The sequence below is a fragment of the Paraburkholderia jirisanensis genome, from assembly GCF_054782355.1.
The window spans coordinates 127162-150817 of record NZ_BAAGSQ010000027.1 but is presented as its reverse complement, the minus strand read 5'-3'; the positions used below and the strand labels follow the sequence as shown (position 1 = coordinate 150817).

At 65.2% G+C, this 23656-nt stretch carries 21 protein-coding genes and 1 pseudogene; 13 read left to right on the top strand and 9 right to left on the bottom strand.

What is annotated here, in order from left to right; all coding sequences use genetic code 11:
- Positions 1–45 precede the first annotated feature (45 nt).
- From ACYVNQ_RS23435 to ACYVNQ_RS23425, 3 genes are all read left to right on the top strand, one after another.
- Positions 46–756 (top strand): TerC family protein, encoded by a 711-nt coding sequence (locus ACYVNQ_RS23435; RefSeq protein ID WP_460905111.1) that lies wholly within the window; start codon positions 46–48, stop codon positions 754–756.
- Between the two features lie 159 nt (positions 757–915).
- Positions 916–1542: a pilin gene (locus ACYVNQ_RS23430; RefSeq protein WP_460905110.1), complete on the top strand. Its 627-nt coding sequence runs from the start codon at positions 916–918 to the stop codon at positions 1540–1542.
- Positions 1543–1667: 125 nt separating this feature from the next.
- Entirely contained in the window at positions 1668–3449 is a 1782-nt protein-coding gene (locus ACYVNQ_RS23425) for a PglL family O-oligosaccharyltransferase (protein ID WP_460905109.1), read from the top strand.
- Between the two features lie 236 nt (positions 3450–3685).
- Here the strand turns inward: ACYVNQ_RS23425 and moaC are convergent, their stop codons facing one another.
- Positions 3686–4165 (bottom strand): cyclic pyranopterin monophosphate synthase MoaC, encoded by a 480-nt coding sequence (gene moaC / locus ACYVNQ_RS23420; protein WP_460905108.1) that lies wholly within the window; start codon positions 4163–4165, stop codon positions 3686–3688.
- Positions 4166–4468: 303 nt separating this feature from the next.
- Between moaC and ACYVNQ_RS23415 the strand changes: the two genes are divergently transcribed.
- Entirely contained in the window at positions 4469–6154 is a 1686-nt protein-coding gene (locus ACYVNQ_RS23415; RefSeq protein WP_460905107.1) for a M48 family metalloprotease, read from the top strand.
- On the opposite strand, the gene ACYVNQ_RS23410 is transcribed toward ACYVNQ_RS23415, so the two are convergent.
- The 7 genes and pseudogenes from ACYVNQ_RS23410 to ACYVNQ_RS23380 form a co-directional block, all read right to left on the bottom strand.
- Positions 6056–6379 carry a hypothetical protein gene (locus tag ACYVNQ_RS23410; RefSeq protein WP_460906110.1) on the bottom strand — a complete coding sequence of 108 codons (324 nt, stop codon included), beginning with the start codon at positions 6377–6379 and terminating at the stop codon, positions 6056–6058. The two genes, ACYVNQ_RS23415 and ACYVNQ_RS23410, sit on opposite strands and share 99 nt — an antisense overlap.
- Positions 6351–6926, bottom strand: a pseudogene (locus ACYVNQ_RS23405) (DUF2946 family protein); the annotation flags it as partial. The gene ACYVNQ_RS23410 and the pseudogene ACYVNQ_RS23405, both read right to left, overlap by 29 nt.
- Positions 6919–7971 carry a hydrolase gene (locus tag ACYVNQ_RS23400; protein ID WP_460905106.1) on the bottom strand — a complete coding sequence of 351 codons (1053 nt, stop codon included), beginning with the start codon at positions 7969–7971 and terminating at the stop codon, positions 6919–6921. The gene ACYVNQ_RS23400 and the pseudogene ACYVNQ_RS23405, both read right to left, overlap by 8 nt.
- Before the next feature lie 37 nt (positions 7972–8008).
- Positions 8009–8455: a nuclear transport factor 2 family protein gene (locus ACYVNQ_RS23395; RefSeq protein ID WP_460905105.1), complete on the bottom strand. Its 447-nt coding sequence runs from the start codon at positions 8453–8455 to the stop codon at positions 8009–8011.
- A 314-nt stretch (positions 8456–8769) separates the two neighbouring features.
- Entirely contained in the window at positions 8770–9795 is a 1026-nt protein-coding gene (gene waaF, locus ACYVNQ_RS23390; RefSeq protein ID WP_460905104.1) for a lipopolysaccharide heptosyltransferase II, read from the bottom strand.
- 159 nt (positions 9796–9954) lie between these two features.
- Positions 9955–10149 (bottom strand): zinc-finger domain-containing protein, encoded by a 195-nt coding sequence (locus ACYVNQ_RS23385; protein ID WP_075155855.1) that lies wholly within the window; start codon positions 10147–10149, stop codon positions 9955–9957.
- Between the two features lie 72 nt (positions 10150–10221).
- Positions 10222–11142: a branched-chain amino acid transaminase gene (locus ACYVNQ_RS23380; protein WP_460905103.1), complete on the bottom strand. Its 921-nt coding sequence runs from the start codon at positions 11140–11142 to the stop codon at positions 10222–10224.
- A 241-nt stretch (positions 11143–11383) separates the two neighbouring features.
- On the opposite strand from ACYVNQ_RS23380, the gene ACYVNQ_RS23375 reads away from it, so the two are divergent.
- The 9 genes from ACYVNQ_RS23375 to ACYVNQ_RS23335 all read left to right on the top strand — a co-directional run bounded on the left by ACYVNQ_RS23375 (position 11384) and on the right by ACYVNQ_RS23335 (position 22108).
- Complete coding sequence (locus ACYVNQ_RS23375; RefSeq protein ID WP_460905102.1) at positions 11384–12148, top strand: AzlC family ABC transporter permease; 765 nt, start codon at positions 11384–11386, stop codon at positions 12146–12148.
- Positions 12145–12468, top strand: coding sequence for an AzlD domain-containing protein (locus tag ACYVNQ_RS23370; RefSeq protein ID WP_460905101.1), 324 nt, complete (start codon positions 12145–12147; stop codon positions 12466–12468). Before ACYVNQ_RS23375 ends, ACYVNQ_RS23370 begins: the two co-directional genes overlap by 4 nt.
- A 318-nt stretch (positions 12469–12786) precedes the next feature.
- Positions 12787–13980 (top strand): phosphoglycerate kinase, encoded by a 1194-nt coding sequence (locus ACYVNQ_RS23365; protein WP_460905100.1) that lies wholly within the window; start codon positions 12787–12789, stop codon positions 13978–13980.
- 716 nt (positions 13981–14696) lie between these two features.
- The gene (gene pyk, locus ACYVNQ_RS23360) at positions 14697–16133 is read left to right on the top strand and encodes a pyruvate kinase (RefSeq protein ID WP_460906065.1); all 1437 of its coding nucleotides are present in this window, start codon (positions 14697–14699) and stop codon (positions 16131–16133) included.
- Between the two features lie 273 nt (positions 16134–16406).
- Complete coding sequence (gene fba / locus ACYVNQ_RS23355) at positions 16407–17471, top strand: class II fructose-bisphosphate aldolase (RefSeq protein WP_460905099.1); 1065 nt, start codon at positions 16407–16409, stop codon at positions 17469–17471.
- 342 nt (positions 17472–17813) lie between these two features.
- Positions 17814–18704, top strand: a complete 891-nt coding sequence (locus ACYVNQ_RS23350; RefSeq protein WP_460905098.1) for a phosphoribosylaminoimidazolesuccinocarboxamide synthase — start codon at positions 17814–17816, stop codon at positions 18702–18704.
- Positions 18705–18828: 124 nt separating this feature from the next.
- Positions 18829–19347: a 5-(carboxyamino)imidazole ribonucleotide mutase gene (gene purE / locus ACYVNQ_RS23345; protein ID WP_460905097.1), complete on the top strand. Its 519-nt coding sequence runs from the start codon at positions 18829–18831 to the stop codon at positions 19345–19347.
- Between the two features lie 110 nt (positions 19348–19457).
- Entirely contained in the window at positions 19458–20690 is a 1233-nt protein-coding gene (locus tag ACYVNQ_RS23340; protein WP_460905096.1) for a 5-(carboxyamino)imidazole ribonucleotide synthase, read from the top strand.
- A 410-nt stretch (positions 20691–21100) separates the two neighbouring features.
- Positions 21101–22108: an L-threonylcarbamoyladenylate synthase gene (locus tag ACYVNQ_RS23335; RefSeq protein WP_460906063.1), complete on the top strand. Its 1008-nt coding sequence runs from the start codon at positions 21101–21103 to the stop codon at positions 22106–22108.
- A gap of 316 nt (positions 22109–22424) precedes the next feature.
- On the opposite strand, the gene ACYVNQ_RS23330 is transcribed toward ACYVNQ_RS23335, so the two are convergent.
- Positions 22425–23579, bottom strand: coding sequence for an SGNH/GDSL hydrolase family protein (locus ACYVNQ_RS23330; RefSeq protein WP_460905095.1), 1155 nt, complete (start codon positions 23577–23579; stop codon positions 22425–22427).
- Positions 23580–23656: the final 77 nt, after the last annotated feature.

Here is a 23656-nt window from a genome sequence, read left to right as displayed (position 1 = left end):
GCTTTTTTGTTGGCTGTTCGCTTTCGAACCTTTTATTCTTCTTTCATGCTCGAGTTCTTCGCGACACTCCACTGGGGCGCGGTCTTTCAGATCATCGTGATCGACATCCTGCTGGGTGGCGATAACGCGGTCGTGATTGCGCTCGCCTGCCGCAACCTGCCGGACAACCAGCGCTGGCGCGGCATTCTGTGGGGCACGGTGGGCGCGATCGTGCTGCGCGTGGTGTTGATCGCTTTCGCCGTGGCGCTGCTCGACATTCCGCTGCTCAAGTTCGCCGGCGGCCTGCTGCTGCTGTGGATCGGCGTGCGCCTGCTCGCGCCGGCACACGACGCGCACGCCAACATCAAACCCGCCGACAAACTGCTGACGGCAATCAAGACGATCATCGTGGCCGACGCGGTGATGAGCCTCGACAATGTAATCGCGATTGCTGGCGCCGCGGAGCAGGCCGACCCCGAGCACCGCATCGCGCTGGTTATTTTCGGCCTCGTGGTGAGCATTCCGCTGATCGTGTGGGGCAGCCAGCTCGTGCTGCGGTTGCTCGATCGCTATCCGATCGTGATCTCGCTGGGCGCGGCGCTGCTCGGCTGGATTGCGGGCGGGCTCATCATCAACGACCCGGCCGGCGACCGTTGGCCGATTCTCGATACGCCGGCAGCCGAATACGGCATGGCCATCGCGTGTGCGCTGTTCGTGCTGGTGGCGGGCCATCTGATCAAGCGCCGCAACGCGCGTCTGGCCGGCAGCTCGCACTGAATGCGCAGTGTCGCGTCGGCAATGGCGAAACTCTAACGCATCTTCCAAGCGGCGAACATCTGCCATTCGGCTGACTGGTTGAGCACCACGCGTCTCGGTACGATCGCAACGCCTGTCCTGATTCGCGGGGCAGGCGTTTTCGTTTCGAGGAGTGTGCCGATGATCGCTGCTGTCGCCGTTTATTCTTTATCTTCGCTGTTTTCACGCCGTCGTCCTGTGCCGCCTGACGGCCGCTGGCAGTGGTCCACCGGGCTCGCGCGCGCGTGGTACACGGGCTGCGGCTTCACGCTGATCGAGCTGATGATCGTGCTTGCCATCGTCGGCGTGATCGCGGCCTACGCGATCCCTGCGTATCAGGACTATCTGGCGCGCAGCCGGGTCGGCGAGGGCTTGTCGCTGGCATCGTCGGCACGGCTCGCGGTGGCGGAGAACGCGGCGAGCGGTAATGCGCTCGGCGGCGGCTACGCCGTGCCGCCGGCCACGCGCAACGTGCAATCCATTCAGGTGGATGACGACAGCGGGCAGATCACGGTCGCGTTTACCACGCGGGTCGCCTCTGCAGAAGCGAATACGCTGGTGCTGGTGCCGTCCGTGCCCGATAACGCTGACGCGCCGACGGCACGCGTCGCGCTCGTCAAAGGCGCCGCGCAGCCCGGCGTGCTGACGTGGGAATGCTTTACGGCCGCCAAACATGCGTCGTCGTTGCCGGCGCCTGGATCCGGGCCTTTGCCTGCCGCGGCCGCCACGTTGCCATCGAATCTGGCGCCGCCGGAGTGCCGCGCATGACACGCAGGTAACTGTTGCCAGCGCGGCGTGACGGCCGCGTAATACGCGGCTATTTCGGCCCAACCGGCGCACAGCGGCATAAATCTTTTGTATAGTGCGCCGGTTGCCGACGTCTCCAATGACTCATGCCCACGCCTTTTGCACGCTATTTCACGTTTTTCCTGCTGGTCTGTGCGTTGATCCTGCCTTATGCAGTCGTCAACCACACGTACCCGATCCCGACGTTCTATGCCGAGTTCACCGCGCTTGCGCTGTATCTGCTGACCGGCGCGGCGGTCGCGCTGCTGTACTGGACCGCACGTCCGCGCATCGCGTTCGGCTCGCCGGCGGTCGCGCTGGTGCCGTTCGGATTTGGTCTCGTGCTGGTCGCGCAGTCGTTCGTGCTGCCGGTTGCGCAGCCGTCGATGAACTGGCTCGGCGCCGGCTATCTGCTGGCAGCGCTGATGGCGGTACATCTCGGTTTTGCACTCGCACGCGCGAACATGATGGAAGCGGCGCTGCGTATCGGGGCTTTTGCATTGCTGGTCGGCGGGCTCTTCGCCGTGTTCTGCCAGGTGATCCAACTGCTGCACCTCGAAGCGAAGGTCACGCCGCTGGTTGTCGCGTACAACATCATGGTCGAACGTCGCCCGTTCGGGAACATGGCGCAGGCGAACCATCTGGCCAGTTGTATCGCGTTCGCGATGGCCAGCGCGATGTTCCTCGTGCAGACGCGTCGCCTGAACGTGGTGGTGTGGGCGGTGCTCGCGTCGATCTATTCGGTTGGGTTTGCGCTCACCGTTTCGCGCGGCCCGTGGTTGCAGACGGGTGTCGTCGTGGTGGCCGGCTTCTGGATGGCATTCGCTGAAATGCGCCGCGATCCGGCACGTCGGCGCAGCAGCCGCGAATGGCTGATTCCAGCTGTGTTGGCGCTGCTGTTCGTGATCGTCAACGCGCTGGTGCGCTGGGTCAACGTCCGCTACCACCTCGACCTCGCGGTGTCGGCGGCCGACCGCTTCAGAGACTCAGGCCAGATCGCGCCGCGGCTCGCGCTGTGGAAGTACGGCTGGACGATGTTCAAGACCCATCCGCTGCTTGGGGTCGGCTGGGGTGAGTTCCCGCGCTACCAGTTCGAGCTGGCGAGGCAGTTGGGGCATGTCGAAATCGCGAACAACTCGCACGATATCTTTATTGATCTGCTCGCGAAAACCGGCCTGATCGGTTTCGGCATCGTGCTGCTCGGGCTCGGCGCGTGGTTCGTCCGCCTGCTGCGCGCGCCGCATACGGCCGCGCGCGTGTTCGGCCTTTCGATCATCGGCGTGCTCGTGATGCATGCGCTGGTCGAGTATCCGCAGCAGTACATGTTCTTCCTGTTGCCGGCGATGTTCATCTTCGGGATTCTCGATCCGAAACCGCTGCGCGTTGTGTCGGGGCGCTTTGGGCTCACCGTGTATTCGGTCGTCGTGATCGGTGGGCTGGCTGCGCTGTATCCGGTCCTGCGCGACTACAACCGCGCCGAAGTGCTGTATTACGGGTCGCGGCCGGCCGAGCAGTATCAGGCGGATCCGTCGTTCCTGTTCCGTGCATGGGGCGGGTACGGCATGGCGACGCTGCTGCCGATGAACCACAACGACTTGCCGTACAAGCTCGCGATGCACAAGCAGGCTATCGCGTTGCTGCCGGGCGAAACGGTATTGCGCCGCTATGCGGTGCTGCAGGCGCTGAATGACGATATGGATGGCGCGTACGATACCGTCGATCGCCTGAAGCTGTTCGCAGAAGAACTGAACGACTGGCCGACCCAACTGGCTTCGCTATATTCGCTATGCGACGACCAGAAGACGCTGGCCGGTTTCAAGGCGGAACTCGTGAAGAAATACGGCACGCCGCCCGCGAGTCCCGATCAGGACGACGACGAAGACGAGTGATCAGGCAACGCGGGCCGCGTTCTAAAGAATGAGCAACTGAGCGGAGCCCGCGTCGCATCATGCACGGTGGCGTGGGCATTGCCGCGACGACATCAACAGCAGCAGCGGCCGCAACCGCCGCAGCGACATCAACAGCCGCAGCGACATCAACCGCCGCAGCGACATCAACCGCCTCAGCGACATCAACCGCCGCAGCGACATCAACCGCCTCAGCGACATCAACCGCCTCAGCCGCCTCACCCCTGCGCGACCCAATCCCCCGACTTCCCGCCATGCTTTTCCATCACGCGCACATCGGTGATCGTCATCCCGCGGTCGACCGCCTTGCACATGTCATAGACCGTCAACAACCCAACCTGCACGGCGGTCAACGCCTCCATCTCAACGCCGGTGCGCCCCAGCGTCTCAACCTGTGCGGTGCAATGCACGCCAGGCAATTTTTCATCGAGTTCGAAATCCACCGTCACCCGCGTGAGCGCCAACGGATGACACAGCGGAATCAGATCGGCCGTACGCTTCGCCCCCTGGATGGCCGCGATGCGCGCGATGCCGATCACATCGCCTTTCTTCGCGCTGCCGCTTTGAATCAGCTGGAACGTATCGGGCAGCATGCGGATCGAGCCGCGCGCAATCGCAATACGCCGCGTCTCGTCCTTGCCGCCGACGTCCACCATATGCGCCTGTCCGGCCGCGTTGAAATGAGTGAGTTCGGGCATGCTTGTGCTCCTGAATGGGCGCCTATCATAACAGCGGCGCCATAGCGCCATAGCGGCATAGCCGCGTAACGGTAACGTTGCGACGTGCTTGCAGCACGATCCACCGAATCCACTCGCGCTGCCGCACGCTAGAATCCGATCATACGGCGTGCGGCACCAGCAGGGCGGTCCACTGCGCCCGGCAGTGGGTACAATCGCGGCAGACCAGCACGAATCTGTTTGCCCGCTGTGCCCGCTGCGCACGCCTGCCAAGCATCGTTTTTCGTGTCGTTATACCAACCTCGCGAACCCGCGCACTTCGCAATGCGTCTGAAACGGTTTCTCGCCGCGTTGTTATCCGTCGCGCTCGCTGCGCCTGCGCCGGGCTTTGCGCAGCGCGCGAGCAGCGCGCTGCCACTCGAATCCGGTCCGCTCGAACAATATGCGGTGCCTGAGGTTCCACCCGACATCGTGCAAGGGGTGTTCGGTACCTACGGCGGCGCGCAGTCGCGTTTTTCCGGCAACGTGGGCGGCAACGCCAGTCTGCGCGCGCCGGTTTCGACGCAGCAACTGCCCGATCTCGGCGACGGCTCCGGCGGTACGCTGACACCCGCCGCGGAACGCAGACTCGGCGAGCGCGTGATGCGCGAGGTGCGCCGCGACCCCGATTACCTCGACGACTGGCTGGTGCGCGACTACCTGAACTCGGTGTCCGCCAAACTCGCGGCCGCGGCGAGTGCGCTCTATATCGGCGGCTACCGGCCGGACTTCGATCTGTTCGCGGTGCGCGACCCGCAGATCAACGCGTTTTCGCTGCCCGGCGGTTTTATCGGTGTGAACACTGGGCTGATCGTCGCGACGCAAACCGAATCCGAACTCGCTTCGGTCATTGGCCACGAGATGGGCCACGTACTGCAACGGCACATCGCGCGGATGATCACTGCGAGCGAACACAGCAGCTACGCGGCGCTCGCCAGCCTGCTGTTCGGCGTGATCGCGGGCGTGCTCGCGCATAGCGGCGACTTGGGCAGCGGTATTGCGATCGCCGGTCAGGCCTATGCAGTCGACAACCAGCTGCGCTTTTCGCGTTCCGCCGAGCACGAGGCGGACCGCGTCGGTTTTCAGCTGATATCCGGCGCGGGCTACGATCCGTACGGCATGGTGGCGTTCTTTCAGCGGCTCGACCGCGCATCGATGAGCGACACCGGCGTGCCGGCCTACGCGCGCACCCACCCATTGACCGGCGAGCGCATCGCCGACATGTCCGACCGCGCGCGCCGTGCGCAGTACCGGCAGCCGCGCCAGTCACCCGAGTATGGTTTTGTGCGAGCGCGCTCGCGCGTGCTGCAGGATCGCTCGCGCAGCGAGTACGCGGACGAGATTTCGCGGATGCGCACGGAGATCGAAGACAAGACCGCACTGAACGTAGCGAGCAACTGGTATGGCATCGCCTACGCGCAGATGCTGCTCGAACGTTACAGCGAGGCAGATGCTTCGCTGGCGACCGCGCGCCAGCTGTTCGCCGCAGCCGAGCGCAGCGAAGGCGATACCACGCGCAGTTCGCCGAGCCTCGACGTGCTGGCTGCGGATATCGCGCGGCGCGCGGGCCGCAACGACGATGCACTGCGTCTCGCGCAGATCGCGCAGGAGCGTTGGCCGCGCTCGCACGCGGCGATCGACATGCGCCTGCGCACGCTGCTGACTGCAAAGCGTTTTCGCGAAGCGCAGCTGCAGGCGCAGCGCGAGGTGGACGCCGAGCCGCAGCAGCCGGTGTGGTGGCGTTATCTCGCGCAGGCGAGCGTGGGCAGTGGCGATACGCTGACGCAGCATCGGGCGCTCGCCGAGCAGTTCGCGCTGCAAGGCGCGTGGCCGTCGGCGATCCGGCAGCTGAAGGAAGCACGCGACATCAAGTCAGCCGACTACTACCAACTGTCGACGATCGATGCGCGCTTGCATGAATTCGAAGCGCGCTACAAGGAAGAGCGCGAGGAAGAAAAGAGCGACAGCTGACGCGAAGCGCGTTTCATGCTGCAGCACCAGCAGCACCAGCAGCACCAGCAGCACCAGCAGCACCAGCAGCACCAGCAGCACCAGCAGCAGCAGCACCAGCAGCAGCAGCACCAGCAGCACCAGCAGCACCAGCAGCACCAGCAGCACCAGCAGCACCAGCAGCACCAGCAGCACCAGCAGCACCAGCAGCACCAGCAGCACCAGCCGCGGCCGGACTCGCCACAAACCCGAAACGCCCTGCCACCTCCGCGCGCCGGATCGCCTGCAAAACCAGCACCCGATCCGCCCGCCACTCGAACCGCCCCGTCTGCCCATCGGCATCCAGCTCAGCATGATCGGCAAACAGATCAAGATCGTGATCGTGCAGCACAGCGATACGCGGCGGCTCGGCCGCATCAGCGAACAGCACACCGCCTTCATCGTCGCAGTAAGCAGCAGCCGGTTCGAACCGCTGCCCCGCCTGATCGGTCAACCCAAGCAACCCGCTTTCACCATCCTCAGCGAGCCGCACCACCCACGGCGTATAAACCAGTTCCACATACACCCGCTGCGGCCCATTCTGAAAGAACCACTGTCCCAGCTCGTCGCACTCGTAATTGCGGTTGATAAAACCAAGCAGCGCGTCATGCCGGATCGGTTCGCCGAGCGCGCCGCGCGCCTGCACCGCGTCATCGCGCATGCGCCAGATACCACGCCGGTCAAGCAGCAGCCACCCAGTGCAATGCGGCACGTTCGGCCATTTGGCCAGCGCCTGCCTGACGATCTCATCCATGTTGCGCGAACGGCCCGAAATAACCGAACACGCGCTGCGACAGCCAGTCGATGCGCCCTGGGAACGGCCCGGTCATGAACCCGACATGGCCGCCGTGCGCCGGCTGGTCGAGCGCAATCGCCGACGACACTTCCTGCTGCGCGGGCAGCACCGTGGCCGGCAAAAACGGATCGTTGCGTGCGTTGATCACCAGCGTCGGCACGGTGACTTCCGGCAACAGCGGCCGCACGGTGGCGCGCGTCCAGTAATCGTCGGCATTCCGAAAGCCGTGCAGCGGCGCGGTGACGACGTTGTCGAAGTCGTACATCGTGCGGCTGGCGAGCATCGTGTCGAGGTCGAACAGGCCGGGATATTGCGCGAGCTTCTGGCGCGCTTTCACTTTCAGCGTCTTCAGGAAGCTGCGCGTGTACATCATGTTGAGGCCCTGCGATAGCGCGCGGCCGCCCGCGTGTACGTCGAGCGGCGCCGAAATCGCCGCGGCCGCAGCGACAAACGAAGCATCTTCGCGTCGCTCGCCAAGCCAGCGCAACAGCACGTTGCCGCCGAGCGACACGCCCGCCACCACCAGCGGGCCGGTATGCGCGGCCGCGAGCCGGCGCAGCACCCAGTCCACTTCCTGGCTATCCGCAAGATGATAGAAGCGCGGCAACAGATTAAGCGGCCCGCTGCAGCTGCGGAAATGCGGCACCACGCCGTGCCAGCCGCGCCGCCGTGCGGCATCCATCAACGTGAGCGCGTAGTGCGACGTCGAACTGCCTTCGAGCCCGTGGAACAGCACGAACAGCGGCGCATCGGCGGGCGGCGTAGCATCCGCGTCGTGGCGCAGCCAGTCGACATCGATGAAGTCGCCGTCCGGCGTATCCCAGCGTTCGCGCCGATACGCGACATGGGGCCGGCGCCCGAACAGCGCCGGCACGATGGTTTGCGCGTGGCTACTCGGCAGCCACAGCGGCGCGCGATAGAGCATCTCGACGCTCGCTTCGAGCGCCGCAGTCACCGTCGGTGCGGAGCGCGGGGAAGCGGGTTTGTCGTGCGTCGTGCTCATTGCCATACCGGTTCAAAACGTGAAAGCCGCGGGCCCTTCAGTGCAGCGGACCCTGTCCGTGCCTCATTTTGGCAGCGAACTGGGCGGCCGTTTCGTTCGGCATCGCACTCGCGTGGATATGCGCGATGCGCCATTCGCCACGCTCGTGAACCATCACGTAGGTGGTGAACACCATCGCCGGCGTGGCGGCCGGGTTGGCCGGCCGATGCGCTTCGGCAATTGCATAGACCACGGTGCCCAGGCTGTCGTACACGCGGATGTCGAGCGGCTCGATCGACACGGGCGTGGCTTCGAACTGTGCGGCGAGACCTGAGCGGATGTGTTCGAGGCCGTGCAGATGCGCGCCGTCCGCGCAAATGCAGGTGACGAACTCTTCATCGATCCACAAACCCATCAAACTGTCGATGTTGACTTCCGCCACCGCCTGGTAATAGGCGTTGAGGGTATCCGCGGCGGCTTCGAAGATATGGGCAAAACGTGGCATGGCTCGTCAGTCTGTTAGGCGCGGCGTGCGCGGTTGCAGTTCAGCTCAAGGCGTTCGGCAGGTGCAGCAGCAGCGTGGCGGCGGGTTCGGTGGCCGCAAGGCCATGGATATCCGCGCGATGCCCGTGCGACACGGCGCTTACGTGGCACGTACGTGACACATCGGTGGCACATCGGTGGCACACACGTGACGTATGCGTCGGGCAGGCAGCGTGCGCGGCGCGCAGCGTGATACCCGATGGCTCGCCAGATAGTGCGGCAGACAGCGCAGCGGGTCGCGCTACCATCGCGCACTCTGCCATGCCGTGCTGCCTGTTAACGTTGCGCGAGCAACATACCGCGCAAATCTTCGAATACCTGCTCGGCGCTTAGTTGCCGCAAGCAGTTCAGATGACCCAGTGGGCACTCGCGTTCGAAACACGGACTACATTCGAGATTCAGCCATTGTACCTTTGCGAGGTCCGACAGGGGCGGGGTGTGGCGCGGATCAGTCGATCCGAATACCGCTACCAGCGGACGGCGCAGCGCGGCCGCAACATGCATCAGCCCTGAATCGTTCGTGACCACCGCATTGGCGCGCGCGATCAGCGCGCAGGCTTCGCCCAGCGCGGTCTGGCCGCACAGGTTACGCACGTTGGACGCACGCTCGGCGATGGCCTGCGCGAGCGGTGCGTCTTTCGGCGAGCCGAGCGCGACGATCTGCGTGTACGGGAACGACTGGCCGACCATTTGCGCGAGCGCCGCGAAGTGCTCGGGCGGCCAGCGCTTGGCCGGGCCGTATTCGGCGCCCGGGCAGAACACCAGCAGCGGCACGCGCGTATCGAGGTTGAAGCGCGCCGACACGCGCGAGGCTTCGTTCAGATCGGCGTCGAGGCGCGGTGGCGGCAGATTGTCGGGTACTTTTGCGCCGGGCGCATACGCGAGCGCTGCGTACTGGCCGACCATCGGCGCCCGTTCGTCCTTGCGTGGATTCGCATGCCGCACGTTCAGCAGCCCATAGCGGCTTTCGCCGGTATAGCCGATTCGTAGCGGCACGCCCGCGAGCCACGGCACGAGCGCCGATTTCAGCGAATTCGGCAGCACGTACGCGGCGTCGTAACCGACTTCGCGCAGGTCGCTCGCGAGTTGCCAGCGGCGCAGCATCTGCAGCTTGCCGTGCGCGAGATCGGTAGCGTAGACGTCGCGGATCTCGGGCATGCGCTCGAGCACGGGCGCGACCCACGCGGGCGCGACCGCATCGATCGCGAGGCGCGGATGAAGTTTCACGAGGCGCGCAAACAGCGGCTGCGCCATCAATGCGTCACCGATCCAGTTCGGTGCGATAACCAACGCGCGACGCATCAGGGTGAGTTTCCGAGGTCGAAAAGGAGCGCCGCGCGACACAGGGCGCGCGGCGCTCGGATTACAGAGTTGAAAGAGGCGCCGGCGGGCGCGGCGAAAGCGTGCGCGAGGCAGGCAGAAGCGGCGGGGCAACCCCGCGCGCGGCCTCCAGGCACGGCCTTAGTGGCCTTTCACCACTTCGCCGTCGCGCAGCTTGTAACGCGTGCCGCAATACGGGCAGCGCGCTTCGCCATGCGTGACGTCGATAAACACGCGCGGGTGCATGCTCCAGCGCGGCATGGCCGGGTTCGGGCAGTAGGCCGGCAGATCTTTCGCCGACAGTTCGACCAGCGGCATTTCCTTGATTTCGCTCATGAGGCTTTCTCGTAGGTGCGGATGATGCCGGGCGCGCGACGGAGCGCGGCGCCCGCTTCAATAGCCGGGGAATCAGATCTTCGTCAGCCAGTGCGCGTATTTCGCGCTGCGACCGTTCACGACGTCGAAGAAGGCCGACTGCAGCTTTTGCGTGATCGGGCCGCGCGTACCGGAGCCGATCGTGCGGTTGTCGAGCTCGCGGATCGGCGTGACTTCGGCTGCGGTGCCGGTGAAGAACGCTTCGTCGGCGGTATAGACCTCGTCGCGCGTGATGCGTTTTTCGATCACTTCGATGCCGAAGTCTTTCGCCAGCGCGATGACGGTGTCGCGCGTGATGCCGTCGAGGCACGAGGCCAGATCCGGCGTGTACAGCTTGCCGTTGTTGATCAGGAAGAAGTTCTCGCCCGAGCCTTCGGACACGTAACCGTCGACGTCGAGCAGCAGCGCTTCGTCGTAGCCGTCGGTGACGGCTTCCTGGTTGGCGAGGATCGAGTTCACGTACCAGCCGGACGCCTTCGCGCGCACCATCGACACGTTCACATGGTGACGCGTGAACGACGACGTCTTCACGCGGATGCCCTTGTTCATGCCGTCTTCGCCGAGATAGGCGCCCCACGGCCACGCGGCGATCGCCACGTGAATCGTGTTGCCCTTGGCGGCCACGCCGAGCTTTTCCGAGCCGACCCAGATGATCGGGCGCAGGTAGCAGGTTTCCAGCTGATTTTCGCGAACAACGTCGCGCTGCGCGGTCATGATCGTTTCCTGATCGAACGGCACGTCCATCTGGAAGATCTTGGCCGAGTTGAACAGGCGCTTCGTATGTTCCTTCAAACGGAAGATCGCGGTGCCGTCGGCCGTCTTGTAGGCGCGCACGCCTTCGAAAACGCCCATGCCGTAGTGCAGCGTGTGGGTCAGCACATGAATCTTGGCGTCGCGCCAGTCGATGAGCTTGCCATCCATCCAGATCTTGCCGTCGCGGTCGGCCATTGACATACGATTCTCCAGGGCGGTGCGGTGTAAATGTGTGTGCGGTTGCGGGGCAACGGGCGGCTAAGCGCATTATTTTAACGTCTTTTATCCGCGAACCGGACATTGGGAGGTAGGCCGGACGCTATAATTCCGCGCACACATAACATGATTCCGCACGCGCCACGCCGGTGCCGACCCATCGCCGCCGCGGTTTACCGCCATGGTTTGCCGCCGCGGCGGCCAAGCGCCCGCCGCCCTTCGCCTGATGCTCTCTCGCCTGTCCGAAACCGATCGCCGCGCCTTCCACGAAGGTTTTCGTACCTATTCGCCGACCATCATGGCGATTTTGTCGTGGGGGCTCGTCACCGGCATCGCGATGAGCAAATCGGTGATGACGGTGCCGCAGGCGCTCGGCATGTCGCTGCTGGTTTATGCGGGCTCGTCGCAGCTGGCGGTGCTGCCGCTGCTGGCGGCCAAGCTGCCGTTGTGGACCGTGCTGCTCACCGCGGCGATGGTCAATACCCGTTTCGTCATTTTCAGCGCCGGCCTCGCGCCGCATTTCGCGTATCTGCCGCTGCGGCGCCGGCTGCTGGTCGGCTATTTCAATGGCGATGTGATCTACCTGCTGTTCCAGAAGAAGAACTTCGCGACCGGCTACGTGCCGGGCAAGGAAGCGTTTTTCTGGGGCATGGCGGTGGCGAGCTGGGTGTCGTGGCAGGTGTCGTCGATTATCGGCATCCTGCTCGCGAGTCTGTTTCCGGATAACTGGGGCTTGAGTCTCGCCGGTACGCTGGCGTTGATTCCGATCATGGTGTCGGCGATCGCGACGCGCTCGACGCTGGCTGCGGTCGCGGTGGCCGGCATCGTGTCGCTGCTCGCGTTCGATCTGCCATACCGGCTCGCGCTGCCGCTCGCGGTGATCGCGGCGATCGTCGCCGGCAGCATGGCGGACCTGATGGTCGAACACGCCGATCTGCGCCGCATCCGCAAGAACACCGCCAAAAGCGCCCCCGGCGGAGATTCGCGATGACCACCACGCAGATCTGGCTGGCGATTCTCGGCATGACCCTCGTCACCGCGCTGACGCGCGCGATGTTCCTGCTCGGCGGCGAGCGCACCGTGCTGCCCGAGCGCCTGCAGCGGATGCTGCGCTACGCGCCGGCCGCCGCGCTGATCGCCGTGGTGCTGCCGGACGTGCTGGTCACCGACGAAGGCGTGTCGTTTGCGCTGTCGAATCACGATTTTTACGCGACGCTCGCCGGTCTGGTCTGGTTTTTGGTGCGACGCAACATGGTGCAGACCATTGTGGTCGGCATGCTGGTTTTTACGGCGCTGCGGCTGTTGCTGTGAACTGGCGGGCCCGTCGCGCACAAAGCGGACGAACTTGTGGCAACGAGCCGCGGATGGCTTCGGAAAGCTCGTGTGTCGAATATTGAGATTCGGCCGGCGGCGAATCGAAACGACAGGGGGATCGGTTAAAATGGGCGCCTTTCCGTACGCTGCGTGTCCTGCGCGGGAATCAGCGAGGGCGTCGAGGGGCTTGGGTGAAGCCGCCGGCCACATCGTCGACACCTGAGCGCCGCACACTGCAGTGCGCCAATGAGCGCGCCAAACCGCGCCAGCGCAGCGTCCGTCACCGCCTTCCAATCAACTCGCATATAACCGCCCATGAACCAGGTATTGCGTCTTTCCGATCTGATCGCCGAAGGCAAGCTGTCCGGCAAACGCGTATTCATCCGTGCCGACCTGAACGTCCCGCAGGACGACGCCGGCAACATCACCGAAGACACCCGCATCCGCGCCTCCGTGCCGGGCATCCAGGCCGCGCTCGCGGCCGGCGCGGCGGTGATGGTCACTTCCCACCTGGGCCGCCCGACCGAGGGCGATTTCAAGCCCGAAGACTCGCTCGCGCCGGTCGCGAAGCGCCTCGCCGAGCTGCTCGGCCGCGACGTGCCGCTGGTCGCGAACTGGGTGGAGAACGGTGTGAACGTCGCGCCGGGCCAACTGGTGCTGCTGGAAAACTGCCGCGTCAATAAAGGCGAAAAAAAGGATTCGGACGAACTCGCGCAAAAAATGGCGAAGCTGTGCGACGTCTACGTGAACGACGCGTTCGGCACCGCGCACCGCGCTGAAGCGACCACCCACGGCATCGCGAAGTACGCGCCGGTTGCTTGTGCCGGCCCGCTGCTGGCTGCCGAGCTCGAAGCGCTCGGCAAGGCGCTCGGCGCGCCGAAGCGGCCGCTGGTGGCGATCGTCGCCGGTTCGAAGGTGTCGACCAAGCTGACCATCCTGAAGTCGCTGGCCGAGAAGGTCGACCAGTTGATCGTCGGCGGCGGCATTGCGAACACGTTCATGCTGGCGGCGGGCCTGAAGATCGGCAAGTCACTCGCGGAAGTCGATCTGGTCGGCGACGCGAAAGCGATCATCGAGCAGGCGAAGGCACGCGGCGCATCGGTGCCGATTCCGACCGACGTGGTAACCGCGAAAGAGTTTGCGCCGACCGCGAAGGCTGAGATCAAGCAGGTCGCCGACGTACAAGACGACGACATGATCCTCGACATCGGGCCCGAGACCGCCAAAGCGCTGGCCGCGCAGCTCGAAAAGGCCGGTACGGTCGTGTGGAACGGCCCGGTCGGCGTGTTCGAATTCGATCAGTTCGGCAATGGCACGAAGACGCTTGCTGAAGCGATCGCGAAGTCGCCGGCGTTTTCGATTGCGGGCGGCGGCGATACGCTGGCCGCCATCGCGAAATACGGGATTCACGATCAGGTCAGTTATATCTCGACGGGCGGCGGCGCGTTCCTCGAATTCCTCGAGGGCAAGAAGCTGCCGGCTGTCGAAGTGCTCGAGTCGCGGGCCTGAACGTGGCACAGCGCTCTTCCCCGGTTAAGCCCCGCCAAACGCGTCCTGCGACGCGGGTGGGGGCCGCGGCAGAGCGCACCACCCGACATCGACGCCTGCCGCCGGCTCACGCCGAGGCTTCTGCCGCGGCGGTGATGAGCGTAGCCAATACCGCAGCCGCCGCGGCTGTCGCGAAGGAGACGGCCGCAGCGGTTGAAGCGGCTGCCGCGGCGGTTGAAACCATCGTTGCCGCCGAGGCGGCTGCGGTGGCAGTTGAAGTGATCGCGGCCGCTGAAGCGGCGGTCACGGCGGTCGAGACGATCACCCGGGCTGAGGCTGATGCCGCGGCCCATGCAGTACCCGATGCGGCGCAGACGGCCGTGGCGCGCGAGTCCACCGCAGCCGAACGAGCCGCCGCCTTGGCCGTTGCTGCCGGCGCTGCCGGACAGGCAGACGCGGCCGGCGCAGCAGACGCAGCAGACGCAGGCGTGGCAAGCGTGGCAGACGCAACAGACGCGGCAGACGAGCAAGCCGCCACCACGCCCGCACCGACCGCGCCGCACCCCCAGACCAATTTCGCAGCACCCCATAATCCGACGCCGACGCCCGTCCCGCGAGCCACTCGCGGTGACGCAGGCACGTCCGGCGCTCAAGCCACGGCACATGCCGTTGGCGCACCGCCTCCGCATCCGATCCGCAGCGTACTTCCCAGCGATTCAACCCAGACGAGGAGACTCATGCATCGCGCCACCAAGATAGTCGCTACCATCGGCCCGGCTTCCAGCACGCTGGACATCCTGAAGCAAATGATCGAGGCGGGCCTCGACGTGGTGCGGCTCAATTTTTCGCACGGCACCGCCGACGATCACCGTCAGCGCGCCGAGTTCGTGCGCGAGGCGGCCCGCCAGGTAGGCCGTGAGGTCGGCCTGATGGCCGACCTGCAAGGCCCGAAGATTCGCGTCGGCAAGTTCGAGAACGGCAAGGTCACGCTGAACGCCGGCAACACCTTCATCCTCGACGCCGAATGCGAGCTCGGCAACGACGAGCGCGTCGGTCTCGACTATAAGGACCTGCCGCGCGACCTGAAAAACGGCGACGTGCTGCTGCTCAACGACGGCCTGATCGTATTGAGCGTGACGCGCGTGATCGGCAGCGAGATCCACACGATCGTCAAGATCGGCGGCGATCTGTCGAACAACAAGGGCATCAACCGCCAGGGCGGCGGCTTGACCGCACCGGCGCTGACCGCGAAGGACATGGAAGACATCCGCACCGCGATGGCGCTCGGCGCCGACTACGTCGCGGTGTCGTTCCCGAAGAACGCGACCGACATGGAAATGGCGCGTCAGCTCGCCAACATCGCCGGTGCGCCGTACGGCATCAAGCCGAAGATGATCGCGAAGATCGAGCGCGCCGAAGCGATTCCGGCGCTGCAAGGCATTCTCGACGCGTCGGACGGCATCATGGTCGCGCGCGGCGACCTCGCGGTGGAGGTCGGCAACGCGGCGGTGCCGGCGCTGCAAAAACGCATGATCAAGATGGCGCGCGATGCCAACAAGTTCGTGATCACCGCGACGCAGATGATGGAATCGATGATCCACGCGCCGGTGCCGACCCGCGCCGAAGTGTCGGACGTCGCCAACGCGGTGCTCGACGGCACCGACGCAGTGATGCTGTCGGCCGAATCGGCGGCCGGCAAGTATCCGGTGCAGACCATCGAAACGATGGCCGCGATCTGCGTCGAGGCGGAGAAGTCCGAGCATGTCGAACTCGACCGCGATTTCCTTGATCGCACCTTCACGCGGATCGACCAGTCGATCGCGATGGGCGCGCTGTTCACCGCGTATCACCTCGGCGCGAAGGCGATCGTCGCGTTGACCGAATCCGGCTCGACCGCGCTGTGGATGTCGCGCCACTGGACCCACGTACCGATCTTCGCGCTGACGCCGCGCATCGGCAGCGAGCGCGCGATGCAGATCTACCGCAACGTGAACCCGCTGCATCTGGACAGCTGCAACGACCGCGACATCGCGCTGCAGCAGGCGCTCGAAGTGGTGGTCGGCAAGGGCTTTGCGGCGCGTGGCGACATGGTGGTGCTGACGGTCGGCGAACCGATGGGGCAGGCGGGCGGCACCAATACGTTGAAGATCGTGCGCGTCGGCGAACCGTACTAACCAGCAGCAGTTTCAACGAGCATCAGCCCAGCAAGCAGCAAAGCGGCGTAAGCCAGGTGGACCGCCTGCCCTGAGAGAGGCGGCGCATCGCGAGCGGCAACAGGCAGTCCCGGGCAATCCCGGGCAGTGCCCGGGCAGGGCGTCAACGAGCAGTACGACGCCCGCCCGGACACCACCCAATCGCGACGCGCCCGGGAGCGCGGTCCACTTCACGTAAAATTGCAAAACATGACGCCGCGGGCAAAGAATTTGTTTCAATCCAAGGAGTTATAAATGCCTCTCGTATCAATGCGTCAATTGCTGGATCACGCGGCCGAACACGGCTACGGACTCCCGGCTTTCAACGTAAACAACCTGGAGCAGGTGCAGGCGATCATGGCCGCGGCGGACCAGGTCAATGCGCCGGTGATCATGCAGGCGTCGGCCGGCGCGCGTAAGTACTCGGGCGAGCCGTTCCTGCGTCACCTGATCGAAGCGGCGATCGAGTCGTACCCGCATATCCCGGTGGTGATGCACCAGGATCACGGGCAATCGCCGGCGGTATGCATGGCGGCGATCCGCAGCGGTTTCACCAGCGTGATGATGGACGGCTCGCTGGAAGCCGACGGCAAGTCGGTGGCATCGTATGAATACAACGTCGACGTGTCGCGCAAGGTGGTCGAAGCGGCGCACTCGATCGGCGTGACGGTGGAAGCGGAACTCGGCGTGCTGGGTTCGCTGGAAACGATGAAGGGCGACAAGGAAGACGGCCACGGCGCGGAAGGCACGATGACGCGCGAGCAGCTGTTGACCGACGTCGAGCAGGCGGCCGATTTCGTCAAGCTGACGCAGTGCGACGCGCTCGCGATTGCGATCGGTACGTCGCACGGCGCGTACAAGTTCTCGAAGAAGCCCACCGGCGATATCCTGTCGATCCAGCGCATCAAGGAAATCCACCAGCGCATTCCGAATACGCACCTGGTGATGCACGGTTCGTCGTCGGTGCCGCAGGAACTGCTGGCCGAGATCCGCGAATTCGGCGGCGACATGAAGGAAACCTACGGCGTGCCGGTCGAGGAAATCCAGGAAGGGATCCGCAACGGCGTGCGCAAGGTCAATATCGATACCGATCTGCGGCTGGCGATCACCGGTGCGATCCGTCGCTACATGGCGCAAAATCCGTCGAAGTTCGATCCGCGCGACTACCTGAAGCCGGCGCGCGAAGCCGCGAAGAAGGTGTGTGTGGACCGTTATCTGGCGTTCGGCTGCGAAGGCCAGGCGAGCAAGATCAAGCCGATCTCGCTCGAGAAGATCGCGGAGAAGTACAAGGCGGGCGAGCTCGCGCAAGTCGTCCGCTAGACTGTCGGGCGGGCGAGCGCTGCCCCGCCAGCATGGTTTTGAGGCGGCGCGCGCCGTGGCGGTAACGCTACGGTGCTGCTGGATGCGCCGCTGGATCCGCCGCATCGCCGTTCCTGTGTGTCAGGGAACGGCGTTTGCCTTTTGCGGGGAACGGCGTTTGCCTGTGGTTGGCGGTTGATGTTTGCGGTTTGCGTTAGTCGTCTGCGTCGGCATTCCGCTCTGCGGCTTGCACGCGGGCCGCACTCGCGGTCAGTGTTTGTTGTCAGCGCTTGCCGCCAGCATCTGCACCCAGTCAGGCAGCGGTTTTTATCTTTTTTGTAGCAACTTTTTAGAGCCACGACGATGTCTACCCTTTACGAATCCACGCTCCGCTCGCTGCCGCTGCTCGGCCGCGGCAAGGTCCGCGACAACTACGCGGTGGGCAACGACAAGTTGCTGATCGTCACGACCGACCGTCTGTCGGCGTTCGATGTGATCATGGGCGAGCCGATTCCCAGCAAGGGCCGCGTGCTGAACCAGATGGCCAACTTCTGGTTCGACAAGCTGAAACACGTCGTGCCGAACCACCTGACGGACGTCGCGCCGGAAACGGTGGTCGCGCCGGACGAAGTCGAGCAGGTGAAGGGCCGTGCGGTAGTCGTGAAGAAACTTGAGCCGATTCTGGTCGAAGCCGTGGTGCGCGGTTATCTGGCCGGCAGCGGCTGGAAGGACTATCAGGCCACCGGCGCGATCTGCGGCGTGGAACTGCCGCCGGGCCTGCAGAACGCGCAAAAGCTGCCCGAGCCGATCTTCACGCCGGCCGCGAAAGCCGAAATGGGCCATCACGACGAGAACATCTCCTATAACGAAATGGAACGCCGCATCGGCACCGAGCTGTCGGCAACGATCCGCGATATTTCGATCAAGCTGTACAAGGAAGCCGCCGATTACGCCGCGACGCGCGGCATCATCATCGCGGATACCAAGTTCGAGTTCGGCTTGGATAACCACGGCAAGCTGTTCCTGATGGACGAAGCGCTGACTGCCGATTCGTCGCGTTTCTGGCCGGCCGACGAGTACCAGGTCGGCACCAACCCGCCGTCGTTCGACAAGCAGTTCGTGCGCGACTGGCTCGAAACGCAGCCGTGGAAGAAAGAGCCGCCGGCACCGAAGCTGCCCGACGACGTGGTCGCGAAAACGGCCGACAAGTATCGCGAAGCGCTCGAGCGCCTGACCGGGCAGCAGCTTGCCTGATGCAGCATCGAGGTGTGCGCGGCGCGTGTGCGCCGCGCCAGCGCGCCTGAATGCCCGGGCGCCTCGATGCCTGAATATCTGATTGCCAGCAGCAACGCTGGCCTGTAACGGAAATCCGCAGAACATGAGTGAAGTGCAAACCCCGCATACGCACAGTGCGCCGCTGATCGGCGTGCTGATGGGCTCCAGTTCCGACTGGGACGTGATGAAGCACGCGGTCGCGATCCTGCAGGAATTCGCGGTGCCGTACGAGGCCAAGGTGGTCTCCGCGCACCGCATGCCCGACGAGATGTTCGCGTATGCGCAAAGCGCGCGCGAGCGCGGCCTGCGCGCGATCATCGCGGGCGCGGGCGGCGCCGCGCATCTGCCCGGCATGCTGGCCGCGAAGACGACGGTGCCGGTGCTCGGCGTGCCGGTCGCGAGCAAGTATCTGAAGGGCGTCGATTCGCTGCATTCGATCGTGCAGATGCCCAAGGGCGTGCCGGTCGCGACGTTTGCGATTGGCGAAGCGGGTGCGGCCAATGCGGCGCTGTTCGCGGTGTCGATTTTGAGCGGCACGCTGCAGGACTATGCGGACAAGCTCGCTGCGTTCCGGTTGCGCCAGAACGCAGCGGCGCATGCGATGGTGCTGCCCGCGCTGTAAGCGTATCGCGTGATACGTATTGCGCGCCATGCACCACCGATTGCGCAACAAGGTTTCGTTGTTTTGCCCACAGGCTGCCGCGTGCCGCGGCAGCGTGACCGATCATCAAGATGAACTCTGACAACACTCCGGTTTCTCCGATTCTGCCCGGCGCATGGCTTGGCATGGTCGGTGGCGGCCAGCTGGGCCGCATGTTCTGTTTCGCCGCGCAGGCGATGGGTTATCGCGTCGCGGTGCTCGATCCGGATGAGTCGAGTCCGGCGGGCACCGTCGCCGACAAGCACATCCGCGCTGCTTACCACGACGAAGCGGCGCTCACCGAGCTCGCGCGGCTGTGCGCGGCGGTATCGACCGAGTTCGAAAACGTGCCGGCGACGAGCCTCGATTTTCTGGCGCGCACGACCTTCGTGAGCCCAGCGGGGCGCTGTGTGGCGGTGGCGCAGGACCGCATCGCCGAGAAGCGCTTTATCGCTTCGTCGGGCGTGCCGGTCGCGCCGCATGTGGTGATCGAATCGTCGGAGGCACTCGCTGCAATCGACGACGCCGCGCTCGAAGCGGTACTGCCCGGCATTCTGAAAACCGCGCGGCTGGGCTACGACGGCAAAGGCCAGGCGCGCGTATGCAATGCCGACGAAGTGCGCGCCGCGCATGCGTCGCTGGGCGGCGTGGCGTGCGTGCTCGAGAAACGGCTGCCGCTGAAATTCGAGGTGTCGGCGCTGATCGCGCGCGGCGCGAACGGCACGTCGGCGGTTTATCCGCTTGCGCAGAACACGCATCGCGATGGCGTGCTGTCGCACACGATCGTGCCGGCGCCCGACGCAAGCGCGACGCTCGTTACGCAAGCGCAGCAGGCGGCGCTGCAGATCGCCGACAAACTTGGTTATGTCGGTGTGCTGTGCGTCGAGTTTTTCGTGCTCGAAGACGGCTCGCTGATCGCCAACGAGATGGCGCCGCGGCCGCACAACTCGGGCCACTACACGGTGGATGCCTGTGCGACCAGCCAGTTCGAGCAGCAGGTGCGCGCGATGACCGCGATGCCGCTCGGCGATACGCGCCAGCATTCGCCGGTGGCGATGCTGAACATTCTCGGCGACGTGTGGTTTCCGGGCAGCGGCAAGGATGCGCAAGGACAGGGCAGTGCGCCTGCCAGCGCGACAGCCGCGGTTACGCCGCCGTGGCACGAAGTGGCGGCGATGCCGGCTGCGCGCCTGCACCTGTACGGCAAGGAGGAAGCGCGGCGCGGCCGCAAGATGGGCCACGTGAATTTCACCGCTGCGACGCTCGACGAAGCGCGTACCGCGGCGCGAGATTGCGCGCGGCTGCTGCATATTCCGACTAGCTGAAGCCGGCTCAGATCATGCCGGATCGAACCAACAGGCCCGCCGACGCGGATGCGGCTGGGCAGCGCGCGCAGGATGATGCGCGTCGCGAGTCGACCCCAGGCGCGGGCGGCCATGCAGCATCCGACGACGGCGCGCGGCCGGGTAGCGAAATGTCCAACGCGAAGGGAAGGGCTGGGTCGGAGGGGGCGGGCTCCGATGCGGTGTCCGGCGCGGCATCCGGGAGTGCGGAGTCTGCGGCGGTGTCTGGCGCGGTATCCGGGAGGGCGGAGTCTGCGGCGGTGTCCGGCGCGGCATCCGGGAGTGTGGAGTCTGCGGCGGTGTCTGGCGCGGTATCCGGGAGTGCGGAGTCCGCGGCGGTGTCCGGCGCGGCATCCGGGGGTGCAGAGTCTGCTGCGGCACGCGGTGGCGCTGTGCCTGGCGCCGCGCAGATCGAACACGCGGCAGCGTTGCTCGATGCGGGCGAACTGGTCGCGTTTCCCACTGAAACTGTCTACGGCCTGGGCGGCGACGCTGAAAGTCCGCAAGCGGTGGGCCGCATTTATGCGGCGAAGGGCCGGCCGGCCAATCATCCGGTGATCGTTCATCTCGCTCCGCACGGCGACCCGCAGTATTGGGTCGAGCATCTGCCCGCCGACGCACAGCGGCTGATCGACGCGTTCTGGCCAGGCCCGCTGACGCTGATTCTGAAACGCGCCGCGCATATTCCGTCCGCGGTCAGCGGTGGCCAGGATTCGGTCGGCTTGCGCTGCCCGTCGCATCCGGTCGCGCAGGCGCTGCTCGAAGCGTTCGGCGCGCGCCGCGGTGGACATGGCGGCGTTGCGGCGCCGTCGGCGAACCGCTTCGGACACGTTAGCCCGACCACCGCGCAACACGTGCGCGATGAGTTCGGCAGCACGATTCACGTGCTCGACGGCGGCGCTTCGCAGGTTGGTATCGAATCGACGATCGTCGATCTTTCGCGCGGTTTTCCTGCGTTGCTGCGCCCTGGACATGTGACGCCGCAGGACATCGCTCAAGTATTGGGCGAGATGCCGCGGCTCTCCGACGGTTCCGACGCCAGTGCGCCGCGCGCTTCGGGCACGCTAAAGGCGCACTACGCGCCGCGCACGCCGCTCGCGTTGTTGCCGTTCGATGTGCTCGAACGGCTGCTGACAGCGGCGCAGCACGCGCAGGAGCGCGTTGCGCTGGTCGCGCGCGTGTCGCGCGCGGGACGCTGGGCCGAGGCGGATGGTGTGCATTTCATCGCTGCGCCGGAAGATCCACATGCCTATGCGCGCGATCTGTATGGCTTGCTGCGGGCGCTCGACCGGGCGGATGTCGCGCGCATTCTGATCGAGAAGCTGCCGGATACGATCGAATGGATTGCGGTGAACGATCGGCTGGGACGCGCGGCGGCGGCCTTCGAGGCGTTCGAATAAATAAGCTGAACCGCGAACCGCGAACCGCGAACCGCGAACCGCGAACCGCGAACCGCGAACCGCGAACCGCGAACCGCGAACCGCGAACCGCGAACCGCGAACCGCGAACCGCGATGAATCGCACACTGCAGACTGCAAACAATAAGCGTCAACGCGGCGCCGCGACCGCCGCGCACCGATGTCAAACAGGCACCAAACGAAACGCCCAGCCATCCATCAGCTGGGCGTTTGCCTGTGCAGCGTGCTGCGTGCAGCCGCGATAACTGTCGCTCGCGCGCCGCGAGTTATCGCAGCATGCGATGCCGCATTTACCGCACTACTTGCCGATCCCCGCAGCCGCGATCTGCTGCTCGGCCTGCACCGCGAACAGCGCATGCAGATGCGTACTCGGGTGCACCGTATCCGCGAACATGTAGCTTTGATCCGCGCCAGCCACCGTGTAAGTCTGCGGCGAGCAGAACAGCGACGACGCAAACGCACTCGGGTTGGGCTCGCCGAATTTCTGCGCTGCCGCTGCCATCGCCGTGAGATTGCACCCAGTACCGGTATTCGACACCGTGAACCCGTTCGCCTGGAAGTTCGTCACCATGCCGTCGATCCACACGTCGGTCTGCACGTAGATCACCTTGCTCATCAAGCCGGCCGCGTTGAGCGTGCCGGCCAGCGTCTGGTTGAACGCGCCGGTCAGCGTCTTGAACAACTGCTGTGCGGGCGCGCCGCCCATGATCCCCTGCGGCGTGACCGCGATGTCCGGCACGTTCGCCACCACCACATGCGTCGCGCCAGCCTGGAGGATCGGTGCGATCACGTTCTGCACCATTTGCGTCGCGGCGGTCTGCACGGTGGCCGCCGCCGCGCCCACCGCCTGTAGCGTCGCGGTGTTCGGATCGGCGCCGCCGGCCACGGCTGTCGCGATGGTCGTCTGCGCAACTTGCGCGGCCGTCAGGATATCGTTCGCGCCGCCTTCGACGAGCACCAGTTGAGTGGCATTGAAACTGCCGTGCGCAGCCAGATACTGCTGCACCTGCGTGACGACCGGCACGGTGGTTGCCTGCGCATAATCCGGCAGCGGCGCGGACGCGTGCCCGATGCCGATCGGATTGGTCACCATCGAGCCGCCTTGCCCGTAAGCCAGGCCGCCTGCTGCGACCAGCGGTTGACCGAAGCCGCCGAGATAAGCCGGCGTCAACGTGCCGCCGTAGTATTCGGCGACCTTCTGCGTCCACACTTCGCCGGGGTTGGTGGTGAAGCGGCCACCGCCGAAGCTCGCCTGAATCACCGGCGAGTAGGTGCCGGTATCGGACAGGCTCGTGCCGAACGACACCACCTGCAGCTGAACACCGCCTGGCGGCGTGCTGCTCGCATTGTTGTTGTCGCCTCCGCCGCCGCACGCGGCCAGCAGCGCAACGGCGGCGCTCGCGATAGCAGCCTGCGCGGCGCGCCGCAGACGTGTTTGTGAGGCTTGCTTCATCAGTATCTCCGGTCTCTCTTGTATGTATCGGGCAAGCACGCCCGCTTTGTTGCACGCCGGATGCGCGTCTCGCGCAA